The sequence below is a fragment of the Paraburkholderia sp. MM5496-R1 genome (assembly GCF_050436205.1).
Lineage (GTDB): Bacteria > Pseudomonadota > Gammaproteobacteria > Burkholderiales > Burkholderiaceae > Paraburkholderia > Paraburkholderia tuberum.
Window position 1 is genome coordinate 145,322 of record NZ_JBNDLT010000003.1, and the last position, 16,446, is coordinate 161,767.

At 60.4% G+C, this 16,446-nt stretch carries 13 protein-coding genes and 1 pseudogene; 5 read left to right on the forward strand and 9 right to left on the reverse strand.

The window, feature by feature from the left end:
- Positions 1-73 precede the first annotated feature (73 nt).
- The 9 genes and pseudogenes from bcsR to OKW38_RS26895 form a co-directional block, all read right to left on the reverse strand.
- The gene (gene bcsR / locus OKW38_RS26855) at positions 74-496 is read right to left on the reverse strand and encodes a BcsR/BcsP family cellulose biosynthesis protein (RefSeq protein ID WP_090806611.1); all 423 of its coding nucleotides are present in this window, start codon (positions 494-496) and stop codon (positions 74-76) included.
- 455 nt (positions 497-951) lie between these two features.
- Positions 952-1,146: pseudogene (locus OKW38_RS26860) on the reverse strand (tetratricopeptide repeat protein); the annotation flags it as partial.
- A gap of 91 nt (positions 1,147-1,237) precedes the next feature.
- Positions 1,238-2,377, reverse strand: a complete 1,140-nt coding sequence (locus OKW38_RS26865) for a mannitol dehydrogenase family protein (RefSeq protein ID WP_429333668.1) — start codon at positions 2,375-2,377, stop codon at positions 1,238-1,240.
- A 25-nt stretch (positions 2,378-2,402) separates the two neighbouring features.
- On the reverse strand, positions 2,403-3,413 hold the full coding sequence (locus OKW38_RS26870; RefSeq protein ID WP_429363977.1) for a zinc-binding alcohol dehydrogenase family protein: 1,011 nt from the start codon (positions 3,411-3,413) through the stop codon (positions 2,403-2,405).
- Between the two features lie 113 nt (positions 3,414-3,526).
- The gene (locus OKW38_RS26875; RefSeq protein WP_429363979.1) at positions 3,527-3,841 is read right to left on the reverse strand and encodes an L-rhamnose mutarotase; all 315 of its coding nucleotides are present in this window, start codon (positions 3,839-3,841) and stop codon (positions 3,527-3,529) included.
- A 57-nt stretch (positions 3,842-3,898) separates the two neighbouring features.
- A complete protein-coding gene (locus OKW38_RS26880) occupies positions 3,899-4,915 on the reverse strand; it encodes an aldo/keto reductase (protein WP_429363981.1) in 1,017 nt (338 codons plus the stop codon).
- Between the two features lie 114 nt (positions 4,916-5,029).
- Positions 5,030-5,974: an ABC transporter substrate-binding protein gene (locus OKW38_RS26885; protein WP_429363983.1), complete on the reverse strand. Its 945-nt coding sequence runs from the start codon at positions 5,972-5,974 to the stop codon at positions 5,030-5,032.
- A gap of 68 nt (positions 5,975-6,042) precedes the next feature.
- Positions 6,043-7,071 (reverse strand): ABC transporter permease, encoded by a 1,029-nt coding sequence (locus OKW38_RS26890; protein ID WP_429363985.1) that lies wholly within the window; start codon positions 7,069-7,071, stop codon positions 6,043-6,045.
- Complete coding sequence (locus OKW38_RS26895; RefSeq protein ID WP_429365541.1) at positions 7,064-8,611, reverse strand: sugar ABC transporter ATP-binding protein; 1,548 nt, start codon at positions 8,609-8,611, stop codon at positions 7,064-7,066. The genes OKW38_RS26890 and OKW38_RS26895 overlap by 8 nt, the downstream gene beginning before the upstream one ends.
- Positions 8,612-8,855: 244 nt before the next feature.
- Here OKW38_RS26895 and OKW38_RS26900 point away from each other — a divergent pair, with 244 nt between their 5' ends.
- The 5 genes from OKW38_RS26900 to OKW38_RS26920 all read left to right on the forward strand — a co-directional run bounded on the left by OKW38_RS26900 (position 8,856) and on the right by OKW38_RS26920 (position 16,412).
- Positions 8,856-9,596, forward strand: a complete 741-nt coding sequence (locus OKW38_RS26900; protein ID WP_429363987.1) for a FadR/GntR family transcriptional regulator — start codon at positions 8,856-8,858, stop codon at positions 9,594-9,596.
- Between the two features lie 465 nt (positions 9,597-10,061).
- Positions 10,062-11,366, forward strand: a complete 1,305-nt coding sequence (locus OKW38_RS26905) for an ATP-grasp domain-containing protein (RefSeq protein ID WP_090806627.1) — start codon at positions 10,062-10,064, stop codon at positions 11,364-11,366.
- Positions 11,367-11,376: 10 nt separating this feature from the next.
- Positions 11,377-14,076, forward strand: coding sequence for a CoA-binding protein (locus OKW38_RS26910; RefSeq protein WP_429363989.1), 2,700 nt, complete (start codon positions 11,377-11,379; stop codon positions 14,074-14,076).
- Between the two features lie 201 nt (positions 14,077-14,277).
- Positions 14,278-15,576, forward strand: coding sequence for an MFS transporter (locus tag OKW38_RS26915; protein WP_429363991.1), 1,299 nt, complete (start codon positions 14,278-14,280; stop codon positions 15,574-15,576).
- Between the two features lie 53 nt (positions 15,577-15,629).
- Entirely contained in the window at positions 15,630-16,412 is a 783-nt protein-coding gene (locus OKW38_RS26920) for a substrate-binding domain-containing protein (protein ID WP_429363993.1), read from the forward strand.
- The last annotated feature ends 34 nt before the right edge of the window (positions 16,413-16,446 follow it).

Below are 16,446 nucleotides of genomic sequence, written 5' to 3' on the forward strand. Positions count from 1 at the left end.
GGCACGACGCGCTGGTTCGCGGCCACCGTGGTTTTAACCAGGCCGTCATTGACGGAAAAGACTGTGACGAAGTTCATGACGTCTGGCGTTGCGGAACACCTTCTTGAGGCTCACTCCGTTCCCGCAGGCGCGCAAACACGGCGCTCAGAGAGTCCGGCTGTTGAGGAGCGGTGACAGGTTCGGGATTGAACTGAAGGACCGGCTGTTCGGGGGCGGCTTGCAATACCGGAAGAGATCCGGACACGGCAGCGGGGACGGCTGGCGCAATCAACTGCGGCGGCGCGGCGGGGGCCACTTCAGTCACATCGGTGGGAAGAACGGCTTCAGCCTCGCGAGCCGAGTCGTCCCGGGTCGTGTCCCCTGGCGACGACGTGGTCTGCATGGACCAACGCCCACGCGAACCTTGCCCCTGCTCGATTCTTTCTATTTCTTGATAATGCGACGGGCTCACGCCCAACATCTGGAAGAGATTCGAAATGTCTGATGCACTGCTCATACGCCATCCCCGTCGAACTGCCCATATTGTTTGTTGCAGACTGCACCGCGTACCGGTCGGGCAATCTGCTGTAATTTTTACTTAGGAATAAGGATAACCATTATTTCCGTTACATTATTGCGTCCGCCATAATAATTCCCAAATCGTGAGGCGGCACCGTTGATACACTCGCCCTCTAGAGACCTCTTCAGGAGAGCCGCGCCCAGGCCTTATTTTTCAGCCAAGGCAACCGAGGGCCCCGCCGCTGCGGTACCAGCGTGTAAGCGGCGCGTATTGTACAGCGGAACTTAATGCGTGGACCCAAATAATTCCAATCTATATATCGGCCATTTCAGCGCAAAGTTAAGCGTTTAAAATGTTAAATACGGTCAGTCAAACGTTTGCTTTTTATTGGGCGTCCGATTATTCCCGAATTTGCGCTGGGAATCGGTTTTGAAAAGCGCGCCGTGATGTTACGGGCTGTCGTCGCGCCCGAGCATCCACACCCAATGCGGGTCGACGTCGAGCAGCAGCCGTGTCGGCACACCGAGCGCGCCCGACAGATGAGCAACCGACGTGCATACGGTAATGACCAGATCGAGATTGCCGACGAGCGCCGCCGACTCGTCGAACGACTTCAGCTCTTTCGTGCAGTCGACAACATCCAGTCCGTCGGACGCCGCGTTACGAGGGCCGACGTCGGAAATGTAACGCGGGACCGGTCGATAATCGCGTCGTACATCTATGAGGACGTGAAGAACGTCAAGGCAAACGACATGCGACGCGCTCCAGCATCGCTCGTATTCGCAGCGGTCCAGGCTTCACGCCAAGTTTGTCGGCAAGTTGCACGAGCGGCAGAAAACGCCGCTGCAATTTCTCTGTGTGATTCTGCGCGATGTCCGCTATCCGGTGCTCAAGAAACGGATTGAGTAGGCGCTCGCGTAACTCGACGAGATAGGCGAGAGCCTGCTCGCGCTGACCGAGGACCGCAAATGTCGGGAGCACATCTTCCGCCCAGACAGTTTCCAGGCTGGCGCGTAGTATCGGGTCGTTCATTGCCTGACATACGGTCTCGTCAACCGGTCTGCGGTCCTCTAGCCACCGCTGCGCCAGATAGCTGTGACCGAGATTGAGCAGGAACAACTTCAGGCGCTCGAAGTGCTGCAGATCGTCAGTCAAAACGATGTTTTCATGAGTGCAGGGTAGAACCAGCCCCGGCTGCTGCTCAATCGCCCAGAGCGCATACGGTTCGGCAACGGCGCCCACCGGTTCGATCGCCTGAGAAACGATGCGGTCAACGAGCGAATTGGCCCATATGCAACGCGTTCGAAGGTAGGTAGTGAACGGCTCCGGCAGCCGCCACTTTACCGCGAGAGTCACGACAAGTTCGCGCAACGTATCGCCGTTATTGACCACGAGTTCGCATGGAAAAAGGGAGAGCGGCGCATCAGGGTTTCGTTCCCAACGGGCATGAAGCAACACCAGCAGCTTGGCCGGAAAGCTCTGTGGCACGCGCTCCGGATGATTCACGAGCGTCGCGGTATCTCGGTCATCGAGCCGGAATCCCCTGTCTCCCGTATTGGAAACAATCACTTCGACGTGCTCTGCCACGGCGTCTCGCACTTGTGCCCAATGAGACTCGGCGTGCCATGCTGCGCGCACCGCGTCGCCGCTCAGCATCTCGTCCACCAGCACGCCGTGACGCATGCCTCGAACCCGTACCGGATATCGCCCGCCCTCTGCCAGCGCTGCAATACGCTTCTGACTGGACTGGCTGCTGGTGGTCTGCACGACTGTAATGCCACCGAGCGCGGCACCCCGCGTCATGGCTTCCGAAACAAACAGGTCGACATGCGCCTGAAGAAAGCGGCTAGTGCCGAACTGGAGAATTGGCTGGCTCATGGCAAATATCCGATATGCGTCAGAGTCAGCATTCGATGATGGCTTTCACTACACCTTCGGACGGTTCGAGCAATTTCGAAAATTCGGCAGGAACATCGGCAAGCTTCATCCGGTGCGTGTTGAGTGCCGCATCGGGCACCTGACCGGCACGCATGGCCCTGAGAACAGTTTCGAAATCTTCCGCAGTCGCATTGCGGCTTCCGATCAAGGTGGCTTCGCGCTTGTGGAACTCCGGATCGGAGAAAGTGATCTTGTCTCTCACCACGGAAATCAACACGTATTTCCCGCCGTGCGCAATAAACTCAAAGCCGCGCTCCATGGCAGCCGGATTACCCGTCGCATCGAAGACCACATCGAAGAATTCGCCGCCGGTGAGTTTCGCCAGCTCGTCGACGTCGGTATCACCGATTTGCACAGTAGCCGCCACTTCAATTTTCTCAGCGCAGAATGTGAGACGATCGAGCCGTGTATCGAGCGCCGTCACCGTGGCCCCGCGCAGACGCGAAAAGATCATTGCGGCCATACCGATCGGACCTGCACCGACTACCAGCACGCGCTGTCCCGCCTGAACGTCCGCGCGACGAACCGCGTGCGCGCCAATGGCGAGAAACTCGATCATTGCCGCCTGATCGAGCGTGATTCCTTCAGCCTTGTGAACGAACTGACGCGGCAAACTCAGATACTCCGTCAATGCGCCATCACGATGCACGCCCAATACCTGAATGTTCACGCAGCAGTTCGTTTTTCCGTTCCTGCAGGCAATGCACTGACCGCATGACAGGTAGGGCATCACGTAGACCGGGTCGCCGGCGTCCAGGCCGGAATCCGTGTCGGCTTCTTCGACCGTGCCCGACAGTTCGTGTCCCATCACGCGGGGGTAGGCGAGAAATGGCTGATTGCCGGTAAAGATGTGCAGGTCGGTGCCGCATACGCCGACGCGTCGCACGCGCAGCAACACTTCGCCGCGATCGCGCGGCGGCCGTGAGCGCGTCTCAGCGCGTAGTACGCCGGGAGTTTCACAAATAATAGTGAGCATGAGGTTTCCTTTTTCAGCTACAGAACCCGCGAAGCCATAGTGCGGTTTCGATGCGAGCCCGGTTAATTTGTTTCTTCATGGCGAGGTCAAACGAGTGCCGTGTCGAGACAACGCTATTCGAGGTAAAAGACCTCTTCCATCCGTGCCCAGTGTTCCGACGGCGCACGACTCACCAACGGTTTCTGGCACGGGCTGCACAGGCTCCACCAACGTTGTGTTTCCGGGTCGCTCGCAATCTCGGCCATATCGCTTTCATAGTCGGTTCCGACGTATTCCCAGTAACCAAACAACAGGTTCTCGGGCTCCCGCAGGAAAATCGAGTAGCGGGTGACATTCGAGCGTTTCAGGCGATCGAGCACCGTCGGCCACACCTGCGCATGCAAGCGTTTGTATTCGTCGATGTGCTGCGGATCGATACCGATGACCATTCCCATTCGTTGCACTACATTCTCCCTATTAATGGTGATGTGCGTCGATACACAGGCTCACTCGACCACCTCGGGCACAGGTGCGGTGTCCGCGATCAGACCGTCCGACTTCAGTTCCTGCCACAATCCGGCTGGCAGCGCCTGCTCAAACCACGCGACGTTCTGCTGGAGTTGTTCGACACTGCGCGCGCCCACCACGCACGACACAACCGCAGGATGCGCAAGCGGAAACTGCAGTGCCGCGGCGGGTAGCGGAACCTCGAATTCGCGGCAAACCTCAGCCAGCCGGTTGACGCGCGACACGACACCGGCGGGGGCGTCCCCGTAATTGAACTTGCCGTTACCTGCCAGCACGCCAGAATTGAACACACCGCCGACCACGATCGAATTCCCATACCGTACGCAATTGTCGAGAAACGGCGCGAGACAATCCTGCTCGAGGAGGGTATAGCGGCCCGCCAGTAACGTCACATCGAGTTGTAATTCCTGCATGGCTTCATGCGCGACCTGCCACTCGTTCACGCCGAGGCCGATGGCTTTGACCACCCCCGCGTTGCGCAGCGTGTCGAGCGCGCGGAAACCGCCCCCTTCTGTAAGCTGTTTCCAGAATTCGACGTTTGCATCCCCATGTGTCATTCGACCGATGTCGTGCACATACAGCAGATCGATCTGCGCAATACCGAGACGCTGCTGGCTGTCTTCGAAAGACCGCATGACGCCGTCGAAGCTGTAGTCGTAGTGCGGCCGGAAAGGAAGCGGCTCAGCCCAGCCGTCGTCGCCGCATTGAACAGTCGGATCCGGCCGAAGAAGCCTGCCGACTTTCGTACTCAGCACGAATTCGTCGCGTGGCCGCGCTGACAACGCGTTGCCCACGCGGCGTTCCGAAAGCGTGTACCCGTAGAACGGCGCAGTGTCGAAATAGCGCAGACCGAGCGACCATGCTTCATCCATCAGCGCGCGCGCCTGTTTCGGCGGCATCGTGCGATACAAGCCGCCAAGTTGCGAACAGCCCATACCCAGTGCGCTCAGTTGCACCCCGGCACGCGACACCTCACGCAGATCACTTGCTTTCATCAGGAATTCCGTTCCCAGGGATTCATTGCCGGATGTTTAACGCTTCACAGCGCGTCTTGAGTAGCGCTGGACTCAAGGGCGGACAACGCCGTCTGGCGTCGTCCGCATCGCGCTTCAATACAACACATTCTTCGCGGCGGGCTGATCGATGTTGTCCTTCTCGACCATCACGACACCGGTATCCAGTTGCTTCGTAACCGGCTTGTGTTCGATGACATCCACCGCCGTTTTGACACCCTTGTAGCCCATCTGATACGAGCCCTGGACAGCGATGGCCTGGATGGTTCCGTCCTTGATGAAGCCCTGGAGGTCCTGGTTGCCGTCAAAGCCGATCGCGACGACCTTGCCGGCTTTCCCGGACTGCGCCAACGCGCGCCCCATTCCCACAGCAGTCGGTTCATTTGCACCGAAGATGCCCTTCAGATCCGGATTGGCCGACAGCACGTCGGTGGTCTGATTGAGCGCGGTCGCCATCTGCGACTGCGAGTAGAACGGTCCGACAATCTGCAGCTTCGAGTGCTGCGCGAGATACTTCCGGAACCCACCCACGCGGCCAATCTCGGAACCCGCGCCGGCGACGTACGACATCACAGCGACTTTCCCCGTCTGTCCGACACGGTCGATCATCGCTTTCGCGCACAACTCACCGGCCTTGACGTTATCGGTCGAGAGAAACGACTGGTAATACTGCTTGCCGGAATCGGACACGAGCGAATCGATCAGGACGACCGGAATTTTTGCCTCCCAAGCCTTCTTCATTGCCGGGATCAGTGCGTCGGGATCGGACGGCGCGAGCACGATCGCCGCGACATGCCGGTTCACCGCGTTCTCGACCATATTGACCTCGTCCGCCACGGCTGACTCGGTCGCCGGTCCCTGAAACGTCATCGTGTAGCCGTTCAGCCCTTTCATGCCCTCTGTTGCGCCCTTTTGCACGTTCTGCCAATAATTCGAGTTGGCCGTCTTGACGATCACGGCGATCTCTCCGCTCGCCGCATTCGCGTGCGCCGTCACTGCGGTCAAAAGTGCGGCGGCCAATGCCAGATACATCTTTCTCATGTCTCACTCCTTGGGTTGGTGATTGCACTGCTTTGTTGGACTTCTCGAATAGCATCATTCGATGTGCTTCATCGACGGTTTCTGACCTGGTCGATCCAGACCGTGCCGAGAATGACCAGTCCGATGATGATTTGCTGGATGAAACTCGATACGCCGTTCATGTTCAGGCCATTGCGCAGCACGCCGATCACAAACGCACCGATGGCCGTACCGGAGATCGTGCCTACACCGCCCATCAGGGACGTCCCGCCAATCACGGCGCTGGCGATCGCATCGAGCTCGTACATGACGCCTTCGTTTGGTTGCGCCGTGACGAGGCGCGACATCAGCACGCAGCCCGTCAGACCGGCGAGCACGCCGGACAGCACATAGGTAAACAAGGTGACGCGGCGGACATTGACGCCGGAGAGCCGCGCGGCTTCGGCATTCGATCCGACTGCGTAGATGTGGCGGCCAAGCGAGGTGCGCGTCAGCATGATCGACACGGCCACCGCCAGCACGACCATGATGATCACCGGATACGGGATCCCCGGAAATACCGTATCGGGGAACCCGTCTGCACCGATATGCGAGATGCGGAACAATGCGCCGTTTCCGAGTTCGCCGAACGCGTCGCCGAGTCCCGAAACCGGGCGCGCGCCAGTGATCTGAAGCGCGAGACCACGCGCGACCAGCATCATGCCGAGCGTGGCGATAAAAGGCGGCAGACCCATACGCGTGACGCACAGGCCATTAACGAATCCGCACAGGCCGCCCACCACGATGCCGCCGAGCATGCCGAGAGGAATCGGCACGCCAGCCTTGACGAGCAACGCGGCGACCACACCGGACAGCGCGAGTACGGAACCCACGGACAGGTCGATTCCGCCCGTAATGATCACGCAGGTTGCCGCCACGCCGAGATAGGCAATCGACGTCACCTGCAAGGCCACTGTCATGCCATTGTCGACCGAGAAGAAAGCGGAACTGGTCAATGAAAAGACGGCCACCAGCATGATCAGACTGCCAAGCGCGGCAAATTTCTGAATCAGGTCGCGACGCCGGAGCTTCGCACTGGTGTCGACAGTAGTGGCCTGTTCGGATGTTATTTCAAGCATGATTTCGTCCCGATGCGAAGTGCATGATTTCTTCCTGATTGGTGTGGCGCGTCTCCAGGATCGTGGCGATCCGGCCTTCGTGGAATACCGCGACGCGATCGGACATGCCGAGAATTTCAGGCAATTCCGAACTGATCAGCACAACGCCGATGCCCTGCGCGGCGAGCTGGTCCATCAGCGTGTAGATCGCGTATTTCGCGCCGACATCGATCCCGCGCGTGGGCTCGTCGAAAAACAGAATCTTCGATTTGCGAAACAGCCATTTGCCGATCACAACCTTCTGCTGATTGCCGCCGGACAGGTTGCGCGTGAGTTGATGGACCGTCGGCGTGCGGATCCCGAGCGTTTCGACGTAACGCTGTGCGATGGCCGCTTCTTCGGCGAAACGAATGAAGCCGGCGCGACCCGACACCGCCTCGATATTGGCCAGCGTGATGTTGGTCGCGACCGGCATCTTCAGCGCGAGACCGTCGCTCTTGCGGTCTTCCGACAGATACGCGATACCGTGGTGAATCGCATCGATAGGCGAGCGGATCGAGACGCGCTCGCTCCCGATATGAATCTCGCCGCCGTCCGGTTGGTCAGCGCCGAAAATCGCCCGTGCCACTTCGGTCCGGCCTGCGCCCATCAAACCGGCAAAGCCGAGAATCTCGCCTCGCCTCAGTTCGAACGAAACCGGCCCAAATGCCGGTGCGCGCGACAGATTGTCGACACGCAGCAGCACGTCCTGCGTCGGGACCGAGCGGCGCGGCGGGTACGCATCGTTCAGCGCCCGGCCGACCATTCGCGCAACGATTTCATCCATGCTGGTCGCCGCGAAATCGTCGGTTGAAATGTGGTGTCCGTCGCGCAGCACCGTCACGCGATCGACAATCTGCTTCATTTCGTCGAGACGATGAGAGATGTAGACAATGCCGACCCCGCTCTCGCGCAACTCCTTGATGATCCGGAACAGGTGCATGGTTTCGGATTCCGTGAGCGACGAAGTGGGTTCGTCCATGATCAGCACCTGGGCGTCGAGCGAGAGCGCCTTGGCGATTTCGACCATCTGTTGCTGGGCGATCGACAGCGTCCCCACCAGCCTCGTGGGCGGCAACGACAATCCAATGCGGGCGAGCGCGCGCTGGGCGTTCCCATTCAGTCGTGCGCGATCGATGAACGGCCCGCGTTTGGGCTCGCGTGCCAGGTAGATGTTTTCCGCAATCGACAGGTGCGGCACCAGGTTCAGTTCCTGGTGAATGATCGCAATGCCTGCTTCCTGTGCCTCGAGTGAGGACGCGAACCGCCTTTGCATGCCGCGAAAAACGATCGTGCCGGCATCCGGCCGGTATTGCCCGCTGACGATTTTCATCAGGGTTGACTTGCCGGCGCCGTTTTCGCCACAAATCGCGTGTACTTCGCCGCGGCGCAATTCGAAGTGCACGTCCTCCAGTGCAACGACACCGGGAAACCGCTTGCCCAGCCCGCTCAGTTTCAATAGCTCCGGGGGTTCCTTCGAAGCGAAGCCGTCCACCACGCGCGGGGCCAGGTCAGTGCTCAGATCTGTCACACCTGTCTCCTTCTTTTGTGTAGAGGCGCTGCCGCCGGTCAGGCCAATCTGATGCAGATTAAAGAATAAACGGCGATTTTGGTCAAGCCAATTTGCAAGATACTTCTTCCGGCCTTACCAAGGGCAAACCCGCACTGTTCCTGCAAAATGCGCTGAAAACCTTGTCAGGCTTGCGTGGTAGACTTTGATCGCTGGTCGACGGACGACCCGGGCCATTTATCCTTCCGGCAGCAAAATGAAACAGACCGAGCCAAAGCGGCTTTACCAATTAGTCGCCGACCAGATTCGCGGCCTCATCCACGGAGGGGATTTCCCGCCGGGGTCGAGACTGCCGCCGGAGCGCGAGCTGTCGCAGCAACTGGGTGTTTCGCGCCCGTCTCTGCGCGAGGCGTTGATCGCACTGGAAATCGGCGGCAGCGTCGAGACCCGCATGGGTTCGGGCGTCTATGTGCTCGAAACCGCAAACGAACGTGAAGGGTCACTGGCTGTATTAGGCGAAAGTCCGACGGAAATCATGCAGGCCCGGGCCGTCATCGAAGGCAGCCTCGTCGTGCTCGCCAGCACGCGGCTTACGACCGGCTCTCTGGACCGGTTGCGGCGCAGCGTGGATGCGATGCATCGCCTCGCCTCTGCCGGCAAATCTCCTGTGGAACCGGACCGGCAATTCCACCTGATCATCGCGGAAACGGCCGGCAATACGGTGTTGAGCCGGTATGTGGCCGATCTGTTTGACGCGAGGCGCGATCCGATCGGGGCGAGGATTAGCGAACTCGTCGAAAATACGGCCACATGGATGGCTGCGGTTGAGGAGCACGAAAATGTTCTGCATGCACTGCAAGCAGGCGACCCTATTGCTGCAGAAGCGGCGATGCGATCGCATCTGAAATCTTCTGAAGAGCGGTGGGTCGGAAGTGACATCAAGAAAGTTGCACCCAGCGATGCCGACGGTAAAGCTGGCCGCGTGCGACTGGGTTGAGTTGCGAAGTCGACCGGTGTTCCTTCAGCTCGGCCAGTTCCCTGCGCAATCCTGAACATCGCCGTGAGGCCCACCATGAAAGCAGCACTTGTCGCCACAACGTAACGGCGTTCGACGATATTGATAACCGTTGAACATCAATGCTTCAAAAAATTGCACTTCTCGTTCGGGGCGTCTTGAGCAAATATCGATGCTCAAGAACTTCATAAACGCGTCGACAGAGAACGCATCGGAGACAGGCGCGAAACGCACAACAGCGTTTCGCCGCATTCCAGTGCAACCCGGTCACGGGTGCCGCCAACGGTAGCCGATGCCGATCTCGCATGACCCACCTCGCGTTGTGAATCCTGCCGCCGCTTTCAAGCGAGTCCACGGCAGACGAGCATTTCGCGCCTTGCGCAGCGAGCTACGCGAACTCAGTACCTGCTTCAATCGTCATTGCCTTGAATTTCAGGAGACACTCATATGCAGATCACCGGAATGTTGCACGGCGCGCGCCTATTGCAATTCGTCGGATTCCCGGCTAGCGAAGTGCTGGGGCCGAGCGCCAGCGAAGAGGAGATAAAGTCGCTGATCGACCGCCACGGGCAGGTCTTTATCAAGCCGGTATTCAAGGGCGGCGTGGGCAAGAAGGGCAAGGCCGGGTTGCTCGGGCGCGCGACAGATCTCAAGACGGCGCTCGCCGAGAAAGAGCGGCTGTACTTCGCCGAGCACGTCGTGGGTCATGTGAGGGCCAAGGCGAACGGCGTCACGTTCGAAGCAGGCGTACCGGCCAAACATGAAGTCTACTTCTCGATCACCGATTCCACCCGCTTTCGCGCTCCCACCATGACGCTGTCGCACGCGGGTGGCATGGACATCGAAGAGGTCGATCCAAAGCACGTCGCAATGGTGCCCTTTGATGCATTGACCGGCCTGAAGGCGTTCGTCGTCGCGAATGCGCTGAGCGAGATCGGCGCGCCGCGCGAGATCATTTCCCCACTCGTGCAGCAATTGCCGAAGCTCTGGGAGCTCTTTCACGACTTCGGCATGACGACGCTCGAGCTGAATCCGATCCGCATGCGCGAGGACAAGAATGGTCGGCTCACACCCGTGGCCTGCGACTTCAAGTGCGGGTTCGACCGTGACGACCCGCGCTTCTCGCGCCTCGGCCTGCCTGCTCACCTGTTCGCTGCCGACTACTCAGACTTCGAGCAGGAGATCAACCAGCTTCGCACGCACCAGGGTCAAAGCGATGTCTATGTGATCAATGACAAGGGAACGATCCTCGCGCCCACGTTCGGCGGCGGGGCCAACTCGCTCGTCACGGAGATGTTGGGCGACGCAGCCATCATCTCTTCGGATTTCGGCGGCAATCCTCCCTACGAAAAAATGAAGGAAGTGGCGCGCATCTGCTTCCGACATTGGCTGAAGCAGTCCAACGTACTGTTCATCATTGGCGGCAAGTCCAACAACACCGATATCTACGAAACACTGCGCGCGATGGCCGATGCGCTGCGCGAGCACTTCAGCGAGCACGGTCCCACCCCGCTTTATGTCGTCCTTGGGCGCGGCGGTCCAAACCTTGTTCGTGGCATGTCGGCACTGCGCGACACCTGTGATTCGCTCGGTCTTCCCTATCGCCTGTTCGGCTTTGACTCCGACATCAGCGAAGTGATCCAGTACGCACGGAAGGCCGATGCGTGGATGCAATCGGGAGGACGCGCGCAGGTCGCAGCGCGCATCGGCGCGCGTCAGACGCAACCGCAGGCGGATACGGCAAAGGCGTAAGGAGATCGATATGGTCAAGCAAGGCAATAATCATTTCAGGTATTTCGTCGGCATCCAGTCGCTTGCACAAATAGTCACGCGCGAGGACCGCGTTTGTGTGCTCAACATTCTGGGAGGCGAGTCGTCGGACGTGACGCCGGTGAGCCACGCGTTTTCCGGTGGGAATATCGTATTCGGCACTGCGCCTGGCAAGCGCGGGCAGGTGCTCGTGACGCCTGCCGGCGACATCCCCGTCTATAACAACGTGCGCGAAGGCCTCGAAGCCGGGCATCGTTTCAATTGCGGCGTCGTCTATCTGCCGCCGTCCGCCGCGCGCGATGGGGTGGCCGAACTGATCCGCGTCAATCCCGATCTGCGCAAGATTTTTATCATTACGGAGAAGATCTCCGTGCACGACGCCCGGGAAATTCGCGCGATGGGCCAGCAAGCAGGCATCGACATTTTTGGCGCGAACGGGCTGGGCGTCGCGGACTCCTGGCAGCGGGTGCGCATCGGGGGTGCGCTCGGCGGCGATGATCCCGGCGCAACTTTGCGGCGGGGCTCGATCGCGATCTTTTCCAACTCGGGCGGGTTTAGCACCACCATTGCGCAATATCTGCGCATGAGCGGCTGGGGTACAACGACCGTCGTATCCAGCGGCAAGGACGTCTACATCCACTATGCGGCGCCGGAGTTCGCCTTTGCCCTCGCCAACGACGCGCGCAGCAAGGCTGCCGTACTGTACTGCGAGCCGGGCGGCTACTACGAGGCCGACGCCACATTTACGAAACCCGTCATTGCCTGCGTGGTAGGCCGCTGGAAGAGTCGTCTGACGCGCGCGGTGGGGCATGCGGGCGCAATGGCGGGCGGCGCCGACGATGCTCTTGCCAAGGAGCGTTGGTTCATGGAGAAGTTCGGCGTCGAGCGTCTTTTTACGCCGGACGATCCATGCTGCTCGGTGAAGGGCGCCGTTGTGACAAACATCGCGCACATTCCCGCCGCGCTCACCGCAGTGATGCGCGCGAACGCGACGATGCCCGACTTTGAGCCGGAAGGCAGCCTCTCGCTCAAACCGTGGTTTGGCTCGGATCAGGGAATCGAACTGCCAGACGACCTCGCCCTGCCGGTCGTGGAAGCAGTCGCGCCGTACAACGAACAGATTACGCGGGCGAACAGCCAGATCGGCGCAATCCCGCCGCGCCAACCCTTGAAGGACGCTTCGGGCGCCTCGCAGATGGACGCAAAAACGCAGGTGAGCAGCCTGCACGGGGTATCCATGCTCGAAGCAGCGACGCGCTCGCTCGAGGAGAACATCTGCCTCGCGCTGTTGCGGGAGTTCGGCGGGGCAAACGACACAAAGCTCATCGACGTGGCTGTTGGCGCTGCAGTGAATCTGCACGGGACACCAGAACTGGCGGCCGCGCAGGCTTCGCGCGAGGCGGGCAATGCGCCCAATGCCGTGCTCGCGGCCGCGGCGGCGATCGTCGGGCCGAATCGCCAGCTTGCTGCGCGCGAGGCGGCAGCACTGATGATCGACGGCTTCGCGACAGCCAGGCTCACAGACGCGTTCGACGAGACCTTTGATGTCGAGGCCGTCCACACCGCGGACACTGCAGCGCTGTTCTGCGATGAACCCGATCCAGAGGCGCAAGCCATGCTGGGCGGGCTCGCCTCGCGCGGCGTAAGTTCCGCAATCATCCGATGGCTGTCGTGTGGCCCGGGCCATCCGCGCCCGGAAGCAGTACTCGCGGCGATCACGACGACACTCGCCTGGGGCCCGCTCATGCGCAAGCGGATCTCCCGCCTGACCGCAGAAAGCTTGCCGTGGTGGACAAAGCTCTTCGGCACCATGATCGGCGCCTCAGCGGACGCCTCGCGGCACGGCCCGGACGGATTTTGCGGCTTCGCCACCGAAGAATTACTCGGCGAACGCACTCTGACGGAAATCGCCTTCGCAGCGCTGCTAAACCTGAAACCGACTGCCGACGACCTTTTCGCGTTCAAGACCCTTGTCGGTTTGCTGCTCACGAACGGACCCGGCGCCATTTCGGCGCAAGGCGCAAAGGGCGCAGTATCTGCCGATGGCCCGGAAAGTCCCGAACGGGTGCAGCTAAACAAGGCTCTGGCGGGGTTCCTCACGCACACTGGATATACGCATGGCGGCAACGGCTACGAAGGCATTGCGTTCCTCAACGAGGCGTTCCGCAGCAGCGGCCTTGAAGATCCGACCGATGCTCGTCATACCGTGGACCTCGAAGCGCTCGCCCGGCGCTCCGTCGAGCGATACGCGCAGTACAAGACGCGCCAGAAGCAGTTGGGGAGCCTCGATATTGCGAAACTTCCGGGTATTAATCATCCGGTCTTCAAAGACAAGCCGGTGAACCACGACCCGCGGGAAATCTTCATCGCCAACCTTTATGAAGCCCGCGGCGAGTACAACGCGTTTCATGCGTTTTACCGTGTGCTGGTGCAGGCTTTGTTCGACGCAGGTGTCTCGCGCAATATCTATTGCGTCAATGTCGATGCCGTGATTGCCGCGTTGCTGTTGAAGATGCTGTGGCAGCCGCTCAAGCGCGGGGAGTTCAGCGAGGCGGACCTTGAAACGGCCGCGTTCACGATCTTCCTCTATCCGCGCATGCTGGGCTGCGCTGCGGAAATTGACGATCATTTGAACCGCGGACGCAATATGGACACGCGTACGGCCGCTTCCCAGTGTCGTTTCGTGGCCTGACCGCTGGCCTCTGATGGTCGCCGCCACGCGCTGGCGCACAGCTAACGCGCGGCGGCGGCGAAAAAGGGGCGCCGATTGATAACCATTCGACATCAATCGTTCGGAAGATTGCACTTATCGTTTGATTGGCCACGGGCCAAAATTCCCGAACAGACAAAGAGCGGGACCACCGCATATCTCGGGATTTCAGGAGACACATTGATGCACCCCTCGCCCTCTACCCTTTCGCTGGGACATTCAAAGGCCGCGGCGGTTTTCCGCGTGACGGCCGGAAATTTTCTGGAGCAGTTCGACTTCTTTCTGTTTGGCTTCTATGCGACGCAGATCGCCAACGTCTTCTTTCCGGCCGGGAGCGAATTTGCCTCGTTGATGATGACGTTCGCGGTCTTCGGTGCCGGTTTTCTGATGCGCCCGCTCGGCGCGATCGTGCTCGGCGCGTACATCGACGACGTCGGCCGCCGCAAGGGGCTCATCGTCACGCTCTCCGTCATGGCGAGCGGCACCATCCTCATTGCGTTCGTGCCGGGCTACGCGACCATTGGCCTTGTGGCGCCCGCGCTTGTGCTGCTCGGGCGGTTGTTGCAGGGCTTCTCCGCGGGTGCGGAGCTGGGCGGCGTGTCGGTGTATCTCGCCGAGATGGCCACGCCCGGCCGCAAGGGCTTCTTCACGAGCTGGCAGTCCGCGAGCCAGCAGGTGGCGATCGTCGTGGCCGCGGGCCTCGGCTTCGCGCTCAACCAATCGCTGAACGCCGCTACCATCGCGGCGTGGGGATGGCGCGTGCCGTTCTTCGTCGGCTGCATGATCGTGCCGTTCCTCTTCGTGCTGCGTCGTAATCTGCAGGAAACCGAGGAGTTCAAGGCTCGCCAGCATCGCCCGAGCATGAAGGAGGTATTCACGACGCTGGTCCAGAACTGGACCGTCGTAATTGCAGGCATGATGCTGGTGGCGATGACCACCGCGAGCTTCTATCTCATCACGGTCTACGCGCCGACTTTCGGCAAGACGGTCCTGCACCTCAGCACCGCCGATAGTTTGCTTGTGACGCTGTGTGTGGCCGTGTCGAACTTCGTGTGGCTGCCGATCGGCGGAGCCCTCTCCGACAGGATCGGCCGCCGGCCGCTCCTCATCGCCATGACGGTGCTCGCCATCGTGACCGCGCACCCGGCCTTGTCGCTGCTCGCTCACGCGCCCAGCTTCCTCAACATGCTGCTCGCCCTCCTTTGGCTCTCGTTCATGTACGGCATCTATAACGGCGCGATGATCGTCGCACTGACGGAAGTGATGCCGGCGCAGGTACGCGTCGCGGGCTTCTCGCTCGCCTATAGCCTCGCGACCGCCGTATTCGGCGGTTTCACACCGGCGATCTCCACGGCGCTGATTCACATGACTGGCGACAAGGCCGCACCCGGCTACTGGATGAGCTTCGCGGCAGCGTGCGCCCTGATGGCGACGTTTGCACTCTATCGCCGCCGCGCAGCGACGCTGACTCCGGCGCACTGATTCGCGTCTCGCTCCGCATGCGGCTAAACACACAATCTGACACGACTCCGATCATGAGAAATCTGTTTCTGAAACTATGCGGCGCAGCACTGGTCGCAACCTCGGCTGTTGCGGCGAACGTGCAAGCCGCCGACCTGCACGTCATGAGCTCGGGTGGCTTTACCGCAGCGTACAAGGTGCTCGGCCCGAAGTTCGCATCCGAAACGGGCAACACGCTCGACACCGCGCTTGGTCCGTCGATGGGCAAATCGCCCGAAGCGATCCCCAACCGGCTTGAGCGTGGGGAGCCCGCCGACGCCGTTATCATGGTCGGATATGCGCTTGACGAACTGATCCGGAAAGGCAAGGTCATCCCCGGATCGCGGGTCGAGCTGGCCGACTCGCGCATCGGCATGGTCGTGCGCGAAGGAGCGGTGAAACCCGATATCAGTTCGGCAGAAGGTCTTCGGCAGACCCTGCTGCATGCGAAGTCGATCGCGTACTCGGACAGCGCAAGCGGTGTCTACATTGAGCGGGAGTTGTTCAGGAAGCTCGGCATCGAGGATCAGGTCAAGCCGAAGGCGAAGATGATCCCGCGGATTCCAGTAGCCTCGGTGGTGGCGAACGGCGACTACGAAATCGGCTTCCAGCAGGTGAGCGAGTTGCTGCCCGTCAAGGGGGTGACCTTCGTCGGAAAGATTCCTGAGTCCCTGCAGTCGGTCACGCGTTTCGCCGGCGGCATTCCCGTCAGCGCACAGCATCCGAAGGAAGCGAAAGCCCTGCTCGACTACCTCGCTTCACCTGGCGTACAGGCAGACGTCAAATCGACAGGGCTAGATACCGTCTCCGCTCATTGACGCAAACCTGAATGAAGGCTTGCCTCAGGCGGCC

Coding starts and splice junctions, on each gene's coding strand:
- OKW38_RS26900 (WP_429363987.1), top strand. CDS start 8,856: ATGAAACAGACCGAGCCAAAGCGGCTTTACCAATTAGTCGCCGACCAG.
- OKW38_RS26870 (WP_429363977.1), bottom strand. CDS start 3,413: ATGCTCACTATTATTTGTGAAACTCCCGGCGTACTACGCGCTGAGACG.
- OKW38_RS26910 (WP_429363989.1), top strand. CDS start 11,377: ATGGTCAAGCAAGGCAATAATCATTTCAGGTATTTCGTCGGCATCCAG.
- OKW38_RS26920 (WP_429363993.1), top strand. CDS start 15,630: ATGAGAAATCTGTTTCTGAAACTATGCGGCGCAGCACTGGTCGCAACC.
- bcsR (WP_090806611.1), bottom strand. CDS start 496: ATGAGCAGTGCATCAGACATTTCGAATCTCTTCCAGATGTTGGGCGTG.
- OKW38_RS26905 (WP_090806627.1), top strand. CDS start 10,062: ATGCAGATCACCGGAATGTTGCACGGCGCGCGCCTATTGCAATTCGTC.
- OKW38_RS26885 (WP_429363983.1), bottom strand. CDS start 5,974: ATGAGAAAGATGTATCTGGCATTGGCCGCCGCACTTTTGACCGCAGTG.
- OKW38_RS26865 (WP_429333668.1), bottom strand. CDS start 2,377: ATGAGCCAGCCAATTCTCCAGTTCGGCACTAGCCGCTTTCTTCAGGCG.
- OKW38_RS26915 (WP_429363991.1), top strand. CDS start 14,278: ATGCACCCCTCGCCCTCTACCCTTTCGCTGGGACATTCAAAGGCCGCG.
- OKW38_RS26890 (WP_429363985.1), bottom strand. CDS start 7,071: ATGCTTGAAATAACATCCGAACAGGCCACTACTGTCGACACCAGTGCG.
- OKW38_RS26880 (WP_429363981.1), bottom strand. CDS start 4,915: ATGAAAGCAAGTGATCTGCGTGAGGTGTCGCGTGCCGGGGTGCAACTG.
- OKW38_RS26875 (WP_429363979.1), bottom strand. CDS start 3,841: ATGGTCATCGGTATCGATCCGCAGCACATCGACGAATACAAACGCTTG.